General features: G+C 64.4%; 8 protein-coding genes. 7 read left to right on the forward strand and 1 reads right to left on the reverse strand.

The window, feature by feature from the left end; all coding sequences use genetic code 11:
• Positions 1–389: isocitrate/isopropylmalate family dehydrogenase (locus tag ACE3UY_RS11265; protein ID WP_374687624.1), on the reverse strand; the 389-nt coding region annotated here is incomplete at its 3' end.
• 374 nt (positions 390–763) lie between these two features.
• Between ACE3UY_RS11265 and ACE3UY_RS11270 the strand changes: the two genes are divergently transcribed.
• The 7 genes from ACE3UY_RS11270 to ACE3UY_RS11300 all read left to right on the forward strand — a co-directional run bounded on the left by ACE3UY_RS11270 (position 764) and on the right by ACE3UY_RS11300 (position 8,747).
• Positions 764–2,581: a hypothetical protein gene (locus ACE3UY_RS11270; protein ID WP_374687625.1), complete on the forward strand. Its 1,818-nt coding sequence runs from the start codon at positions 764–766 to the stop codon at positions 2,579–2,581.
• A gap of 268 nt (positions 2,582–2,849) precedes the next feature.
• On the forward strand, positions 2,850–3,389 hold the full coding sequence (locus ACE3UY_RS11275) for a bifunctional nuclease family protein (protein WP_374687626.1): 540 nt from the start codon (positions 2,850–2,852) through the stop codon (positions 3,387–3,389).
• Between the two features lie 140 nt (positions 3,390–3,529).
• Entirely contained in the window at positions 3,530–4,873 is a 1,344-nt protein-coding gene (gene dnaB, locus ACE3UY_RS11280) for a replicative DNA helicase (RefSeq protein ID WP_374687627.1), read from the forward strand.
• Between the two features lie 106 nt (positions 4,874–4,979).
• The gene (locus ACE3UY_RS11285) at positions 4,980–5,708 is read left to right on the forward strand and encodes a DnaD domain-containing protein (RefSeq protein WP_374687628.1); all 729 of its coding nucleotides are present in this window, start codon (positions 4,980–4,982) and stop codon (positions 5,706–5,708) included.
• A complete protein-coding gene (locus ACE3UY_RS11290; protein ID WP_374687629.1) occupies positions 5,692–7,074 on the forward strand; it encodes an ATP-binding protein in 1,383 nt (460 codons plus the stop codon). The genes ACE3UY_RS11285 and ACE3UY_RS11290 overlap by 17 nt, the downstream gene beginning before the upstream one ends.
• A 196-nt stretch (positions 7,075–7,270) precedes the next feature.
• Positions 7,271–8,365 (forward strand): molybdopterin-dependent oxidoreductase, encoded by a 1,095-nt coding sequence (locus ACE3UY_RS11295; RefSeq protein WP_374687630.1) that lies wholly within the window; start codon positions 7,271–7,273, stop codon positions 8,363–8,365.
• Positions 8,366–8,495: 130 nt separating this feature from the next.
• Positions 8,496–8,747, forward strand: a complete 252-nt coding sequence (locus ACE3UY_RS11300) for a hypothetical protein (RefSeq protein ID WP_374687631.1) — start codon at positions 8,496–8,498, stop codon at positions 8,745–8,747.
• The last annotated feature ends 136 nt before the right edge of the window (positions 8,748–8,883 follow it).

The raw sequence follows: 8,883 nt of genomic DNA on the forward strand, positions 1-8,883 counted from the left end.
ACGGGGCGCACGCAGGCGTACAGGTCGAGCACCTGGCGCAGCGTCACGTTCAGGCTGCGGAAGCCGCCGCCGATGGGCGTGGTCAGCGGCCCCTTGATGCCGACGATGTACTCGCGCATGGCGTCGAACGTCTCTTCGGGCATGTAGTTGCCGTCGTACTTCTCGGCTGCCTTCTCGCCGGCATAGATCTCCATCCAGGCGATCTTTCGCCGCCCGCCGTAAGCTTTCTCGACAGCCGCGTCCCATACCATGATGGAAGCGGGCGTGATGTCGACGCCGATGCCATCGCCCTCGATGAAGGCGACGATCGGGTTGTCGGGAACCTGCAAGCGGCCATCGGTGTAGGTGATCTTATCGCCGGCGGGCACTTGGATATTCTGGAAGGGCATGGTTCAACTCCTGACTTGGGATTCTAGTGAAGAAGCAATCCACAGATTTCACCGATGACATAGATTAAGAACGCTTCTTGAAATCTGTGTCAGCTGTGAAATCTGTGGATTCCTTCTCCCGAAACGAAGGTCTTTCAGAACGCAACAAGATGTGTTAAAATAGCAAGGATCGGGATTATACGATCGTTTGCCAGCTTGGGTAAGGGCAGCACATCGTTCAGACGTAAGAACCGTATTACCACAGCTTAATAGTCCGTGAACATCTTACCTGTGCCAAAGAGCGCGCTCCCGTTGGCATATAGAATGGTGAAGGTAGGGTAAGAACAGAAGTGGCGTTCAGTCGTACCGTTACTCGTTTGCTACAGTTGCTAACAATGCAGCGCCTCACTCTGATCTTGTTAGCCATCGTAGCCTTTGGTTTGGCCGGCTGTAACGGCCAGACGAGCGCCGTTGCGCCGGAGCCACCCGCGCCCCCGGCCACGCAACCGCTGCCCACTGACACCATCCCGCCTGCCGACCCGGCCACACAGCCGCCCGTCCCGACCGACACGCTGGCCCCCGCTACCGACGCGCCCACGGTCGCGCCGACCGGCTCACCGACCGGCTCGCCGACCACGCCGCCGCAACCTTCGCCCACCAACGGCCCGGCGCACACGACCGATACCGACCTGGCGCTCGACGCGGCCGACGTGGTGCTGCATCCCGTCCCGCTCATCTATGCCGGCGACAAGGTCACCTTCCAGCTGTTGCCCCACGTGCCGGAGGCGCTCAACGTCTACGACATTAACGCCACCGTTCTGGTCAACGGCGTCCAGGTAGCCGGCGGCCCGCTCGACCGCCGCAACTGGAACGGCCAGGCCGAGGGGGTCTACGAGTGGGCCTGGGACACGACTGGCCTGTCGGGCGACTACCAGATTGAGGTCGCGCTCGACCCCAACGACGTGCTCCAGGCGGGCGACGAGAACGCCGCCAACAACACGATTGTCCTGACGGCCACGGTCAACGTGCCCACCGGCCAGGCGGCGCGCGACGCCGCCGCCACCTGGGAGACGGCTGAGACCGCCTGCTGCGTCGTCCACGTCGTCAGCAACACGGCGGCGTGGCGCGACCTGAACTCGCTGCTGGCGACGCTGGAGGCGGCCGTCCAACACGCCGCCAACCGCCTGACCGTCCAGCCCAGCCAGAAGCTCCACGTCTACTTCATCGACCGCGTCGTCGGTCAGGGCGGCTTTGCCGGCACGGACATGGTCGTCTCCTATGCCGACCGCCAGTACGTCGGCGGCGGCCTCTACGAGCTGCTGGTGCACGAGGCGACCCACATCCTCGACCAGCAGTTCGCGCCGCAGCGCATCTCCTTCCTGGCCGAGGGGCTGGCCGTGTGGAGCAGCGGCGGCCACTACAAGGCCGAGGACTTGACCCGCCGCTCGGCGGCGCTGCTGGAATTGGGCCAGTACGTGCCGCTGGCGCAATTGATCAACGATTTCTACCCGGTGCAGCACGAGATCGGCTACCTGGAGTCAGCCGGCTTCGTCACCTACCTGATCGACCGCGGCGGGTGGGGCGCGTTCAAGAACTTCTACAGCGACGTGGCCGCCAGCGACGGCCCGTCGCTGGCCGACGCGGTGGACGCCAACCTGCAAAGCTACTACGGTGTGACGCTGGCCCAGATGGAGCAGGAGTGGCTGGCCAAGCTTCAGGCCACCGCCACCGGCCCCGCCGTCACCGACGATCTGCGCACCACCATCCGCTACTACAACATCGCCCGGCGCTATCAAGAAGTGTATGACCCCACGGCCCACTACCTCAGCGCCTGGCTGCCCCATCCGACGCAGGTGCGCGAATTCGGCAACCCGGCCGACCTGACCCGCCGCCCGGAAGAGGAGATCAACATCACGTTGGAGTTGATGCTCATCACGGCTGACGAAGCGCTGCGCGCTGCCGACTACAGCCGGGCCAACGTCATCCTCGACAGCGTGGAGAACATCCTCGACAACAACGGTCTGATCATTGACCCCATGGCGACGGGCTACCTCGGCGTCGTCCGCGCCGCGGCTGAATACAACTACGAGCTGCACAAGGTCGAGCTGATGGGCAGCAGCGCCCGCGCCATCGCCACCCAGGCCCCCAACATCCGCCTGACCAGCCTGGTCATGGAGTTGCGGGGGCAGGATTGGGTCATTTTGTCGCATTAGAGGGCAGGGGAGCGGGGGAGCAGGGGAGACGCCTGGCGGCCCGTCCGCGCCACCCGCTTGCCCGCTGCTCGGCCACAGAATAAGAATCCTGTGCCCCCTACTCTGCTCCCCCGCCCCCCTGCTCCCCTGCCTCATTGCCACCTGCTACTTGCCACCCGCCACTTCTTGTTGGGTCGCCCACCAAACTGTGCTACAATGAGCAGCGCGAAATAGACGCTGGGCGCTCGCGCGTGGCGGGAGCCGGCGACAACAACTTGAGGGGTCGTACATGATCGAAGTTGTGATTGACAGCATCCGGATCAGCCTGGTTTCCCAGCACCGCATCGTCCTCCTCCGCGAGACGGACAGCGAGCGCCAACTCCCCATCTGGATTGGCCCCTGCGAGGCCGACGCCATCACGACCGAGTTGCAGGATGTGAAAGTGGCCCGGCCGATGACCCAAGACCTGCTCAAGAACGTCATCATGGAACTGGGCGGTGTCGTGTCCCACGTCCTGATCAAGGAGTTGAACGAGAGCGTCTTCCACGCCCGGCTGTTCATCAACGTCGAGGGCGAGCGCGAGGCGCGCGAGATCGACTGCCGGCCGTCCGACGCCATTGCCCTGGCCGTGCGGGCCAAGGCGCCCATCTTCGTCGCCGAAGAGGTGATGGACGCCGCCGGCGTGGAGCCGGAGCCGGACTTGCAGGAAGCCCAGACCGCGGAGGGCGCGGCCGAAGAGGGCGGCGAAGTCGGCAAACTCGACGCCTTCAGCGACTTCCTCGACACCCTTGATTTCGATGACTTCGGCGCGGAGGACGACCGGACGTAAGAAAATTAGGAATTAGGAATTAAGAATTATGAATCAGAAGTATCCGCGGTCCTGGCCGCTTTCATAATTCATCATTCATCATTCCTAATTTGCTTTTTGTAGCGTGAAACGTCGGTCGTTTCACGTTTTCATTTGGAGCCATGGACGCGATCGAGGAACGCCTACCACCACACAGCATCGAGGCCGAAGAAGCTGTCCTTGGCTCGCTCCTGATCGACCCCGACGCCATCTTCGAGGTCTCCAACTTCCTGAAGGCCGACGCCTTCTATCGGGCGCAGAACCGCTGGATCTACGAAGCCATTCTGGCCCTCAGCGACCAACGCACGCCGGTGGACGTGGTGACGCTGATCGAGGAGTTGCGCCGCCAGGAACACCTGGACGAGATCGGCGGCGAGTCCACCGTCATCAACCTGCTCAACGCCGTGCCGACCTCGATCAACGTCGAGGCCTACGGCCGCATGGTCGAGGCCGCCGCCATCCGCCGCAAACTGATCCTGGCCGCCGGCTCCATCGCCAAGCTGGCCTATAACGAGGCCGAAGACATCAACGTCGTGCTCGACCGCTCGGAGCACACCCTGTTCAGCATCAGCGAGCAGCGCACGACGCGCGACTTGCAGCCGGTGCGCGACATCGCCAGCGCTTACCTGGAGCGCATGGAGTTGTTGCGCGAGCGCGGCGACGAGTTCATCGGCATCCCCACTGGCTTCACCGACCTCGACCGGATGCTGAGCGGGCTGAACAAGTCAGACTTGATCATCATCGCCGCCCGGCCCGGCATGGGCAAGACGGCGCTGCAAAACTCCATTGCCCTGAACGCCGCCCGGCGCTATGACAAGCGGGTGGCCCTGTTCAACCTGGAGATGTCGGGCGAGCAGTTGTTGCAGCGCATGATCGCCGCCGAGACGCGCATCGACTCGCAGCGGCTGCGGCGCGGCGATCTGGCCGACCACGAGTGGGGCATCTTCCTGGAGGCGCTCGGTCGCCTGTCGGAAACGCGCATCTTCATCGACGACACGCCGTCCATCTCGCCCATGCAGCTGCGGACGAAGTGCCGCCGGCTCTACGCCGAGCATGGCCTGGACCTGGTCATGATCGACTACCTCCAGTTGATGCAGGCCGAACACCCGTCGAACAACCGCGTGCAGGAAGTCAGTGAGATCTCGCGCGAGTTGAAAGGGCTGGCCCGCGAGCTGGACATACCTGTCGTCGCCGCCGCCCAGCTCAGCCGCGCCGTGGAACAGCGGCAGAACAAGAAACCGCAACTGTCGGATTTGCGCGACTCTGGTAGCATCGAGCAGGATGCGGACGTCGTCATGTTCATTTACCGCGACGACTACTATAATCCGGAGGGTTCCGAGCGGCCGAATATCGCTGAGATCAGCGTCGCCAAGCACCGCAACGGGCCGACCGGGTCGATTGACCTGTTCTGGCATGGCAAACTGGCTACCTTCCGCAACCTCCATCGCCAGGAAATCGAATTGTAACGCGGGTTGCCAACCCGCCTCTCGATTTGTAGGGCAGGCTGGCAACCCGCCTAGCGCGTTGTAAGGCGGGTTGCCAACCCGCGCTACCATAAGAGGACAAACTGCCATGATGCCGGGAGCAAAGATGCAGGGCTTCGCCGGCTTCCCCGATGGGAAGCAGCGCACGACGCCCATGCCCAACCTGTTTTTCAGCGACCTGCTGCCCATCATCGACAACATCGCCGAACTGAAAGTGACGCTCTACGCCGTCTGGGCGCTGGGGCAGCGGGAGGGCGCGGTGCGCTACCTGCGCCTGACCGACTTCATGAACGACCCCATCCTCCTGAAGGCGATGGGCGGGCCGAACATCCAGGCCTCGGTGGACGCGCTGCTGGACGGCGTCGAGCGGGCCGTGGCCCGCGGCACGTTCCTGCACGTCAACATTGAGGGCGCCGACGGTCAGATGGAACTGTACTTTCTGAACACGGAGAAGGGACGCGCCGCCGTCGAGGGCATCACCCGCGGCGAGTGGCGGCCCACGCCCGACGATGAGCAGCCCATCACCCTGTTGATCGAGCGGCCGAACATCTTCGTCCTCTATGAGCAGAACATCGGCGCGCTGACGCCCATGATCGCCGACGAACTGCGCGAGGCGGAGCGCACCTATCCGCCGCACTGGATCGAAGACGCCATCAAGTTGGCCGTCACCAACAACGTCCGCCGCTGGCGCTACATCCAGAAGATTCTGGAGCGGTGGAGCACGGAAGGGAGAGCAGATGCGATCGGTAACCGAGATTCGCAACGGGACATTCGCCAACAGATTCCCCCTGAATACCAGGATGTCATCAAGCGCTGAACCGCAACCGGAGCAGCCCGAAAACCCAGACGACGACCTCCCGATTCCCGGTCTGGGCAAACCCGACTGTCCGATTTGCCGAGGCTCGGGGTTCTACATCCCCGCCGTCGCGCCGGACAAGCCGGGCTTCGGCCGGGCTGTGCCCTGTAGCTGCTGGACGGCCGAACGCGAGCAGGGCCGCCTCAACCGTATCGCCAACGCCAACCAGGCCGCGGCGCTGGACGGCCTGACCTTCGACAGCTTCATCATCGAGGGTCACGGGCTGACGCCAAACGAGAAGCGCAGCCTGCAATTCGCCAAGAAGGAGGCTCATGCCTATGCCGAGGCCCCTTCCGGCTGGCTGCTGCTGCGGGGCGGCTATGGCTGCGGCAAGACCCACCTGGCCGCGGCCATCGCCAATTACCGGCTGGGGCGCGGCCAACCGGTGCTGTTCCTGAACACGCCCGATCTGCTCGACCATCTGCGCGCCGCCTTCAGCCCCAACGCGGACACCCCCTACGACGAGCGCTTCGACCAGGTGCGGACGACGCCGCTGCTCATCCTCGATGACCTGGGCGCGCAGAGCAACACCGAGTGGGCGCAGGAGAAGCTATTCCAGATCATCAACTATCGCTACGCCGCGCGACTGCCGACGGTCATCACCACCAATCTGGACGAGGACGAGTTCGAGCCACGCCTGCGCTCGCGCCTGGGCCACGTCGGCGAGAACGGCGTCGTGCGTCAGGTGTCGATCAACTCGCGCGACTTCCGCATCGGCTCGGATCAGTCGGAGTTGTCCTCGCTGAATCTCCACGGCGACAAGACGTTCCAGAGCTTCGACCTGCGGGAGCGAGAGTTGCCGCGCCAACAGGCAGACAATCTACAGCGCGCTCTGCAAGAGGCGGTCGCCTTTGCCGAGGAGCCGAAGGGCTGGCTGGTGTTCAACAGCGTGGCCTACGGCTGCGGCAAGACCCACCTGGCCGCGGCCATCGCCAACTACGTCACCCAGAACGGCGACCCGGCCTTGTTCGTCGTGGTGCCCGACCTGCTGGACTACCTGCGAGCGTCCTACAACCCCAACAGCAATGCCCGGCTCGACCGGCGGTTCAACGAGGCCAAGAACGCGCCGTTGCTGGTACTCGACGATCTGGGCACGGAGAGCGCGACGCCGTGGGCGCGCGAGAAGCTGTACCAGCTCTTCAACTACCGCTACAACGCTCAGTTGCCCACCGTCATCACCACGGCCACGCCCATCGAGCAACTCGACCCGCGCCTGGCGACGCGCATGCTGGACCCGACGCGCTGCACGTTCTTCATGCTGGAGGTGCCGAGTTATCGGGGGAAGAGCAGCCGGGCCAAGCGAACTGGAAGTGGACGACGGGCCTAATTCCTATTGAGTCTGGAGTCAGCTATGACTGCAACCATGCACATTCCCCCGGAAACTTACCGCCTGCTCAAACGGCGGGCGCGAGGTTGACTCGACGCCTGAACAGTTGGCCGAGGCGGCGATTCGCTTGCAGTTTGGCAACACGCCCCATTAGGTACATACCGTTATGTCTACTGCTTTAGCTGCATCACACACCTTGCCCTTTAGCAAACACCCTTCCCTCATCATCCGCCAAGCCGACCCCTTCAACGCTGGCCCGCCCCCCGACTTACTCAGCCGCGACGAGATCACGCCGGCCGACCTCTTCTTCGTCCGCAACCACGGCAACGTGCCGGCCCTCGATCCCGCCGTCTACCGCCTGCGCGTCGGCGGCCTGGTCGCGCGGCCGCTTGAATTGTCGCTCGAGGACCTGCGCCGCGACTTCGCCGAACACACCGTCGCCGCCACCCTCCAGTGCGCCGGCAACCGGCGTATGGAGTTGCTGAGCGTTCGCGAGATTCCCGGCGAAGTCCCCTGGGACCTGGAGGCCATCAGTCACGGCGTCTGGACGGGCGTCCGGCTAAGCGACGTGCTGGCGCGGGCCGGGATCGCCGCCGGCGCGGCCCACGTGGCCTTCACCGGCCTGGACGAGGTCGAGCGACGCGGCCGGCGCTTTGGCTTCGGCGCGTCCATCCCCCTCGACAAGGCGTTGGGGCCGGAGGCGCTATTGGCCTATGAGATGAACGGCGCGCCCCTGCCGGCCATCCACGGCGCGCCGCTGCGGCTGGTCGTCCCCGGCTACATAGGCGCGCGCAGCGTCAAGTGGCTGGGCGAGATCGTTATCCAGGACGCGCCCTCCGACAACTACTTCCAGTCGGTGGCCTACCGTCTTTTCCCGCCGGAGGCCGACGCGGCCACCGCCCGCGACGAGGACGGCCGCATGCTGGGCGAATTGTTCACCAGCGCCGCCATCTGCGCCCCGCTGACCGGTGAGACGCGGCCGGCCGGCCCGACCGTCGTGCGCGGCTACGCCGTCGGCCAGGGCGGCGCGGCGGTGGATCGGGTGGAGGTGTCGGCCGATGACGGCCGGACGTGGACGGAGGCGACGCTGCTCGGCGAGGCGGAGCCGTGGGGCTGGCGGCTGTGGGAGGCGGAGGTCGAGCTGCGACCCGGTCTTCAGACGCTCGTGGCGCGCGCCGCCGACGCCGCCGGCCACGGCCAGCCGGCCGGCCTGGCCGAGACGTGGAACTTCAAGGGGTACATGAACAACGCCTGGCATCGCGTCGCGGTGGTTGGGATTATTAAGACCTGACAGGTGGGCAGCGCAAGCGACCTTTGTGGGAACGAGACTTGTGGCCGCCGCCTGTCAGGTCTACGTATATGTGTTTGTCCGAATGGCAAAAGCTGGGTAATCTGGGGCATCTGGTAGGCAGCGAGGCGGCATGAACAACAAGCGATTGAAGGCCATCATACACGTGCTGGAAGAAGACCCCATCATCGGCGAACTGGACGGCCCGATTGACCCGGCGGCGCAGTTCGTCACCGTCTATAACCCGCGCCGGCGCGACGGCCGCACCGTGCCCTTTCTCGATTCCAACGTCGATACCGTTCTCCTGGCCTGGCACCGCATCAGTCACATCCAACTGCTGCCGCAACTTGACATGGAAAAGGTCATCGGTTTCGTCCGCGAGTAGGGGCGGGTTTCAAACCCGCCCTACCAAAAACAAACCACTATGGTCGAACAAGTCCCCGACAACCTGGAGCCGACTGCCCCGCAACTCATCCTCATCGTCGATGACGAACTGCGCATGCGCCGCTTCATCCGCATGA

This window comes from Promineifilum sp. (SeqCode), assembly GCF_041918635.1.
Classification (GTDB): domain Bacteria; phylum Chloroflexota; class Anaerolineae; order Promineifilales; family Promineifilaceae; genus Promineifilum.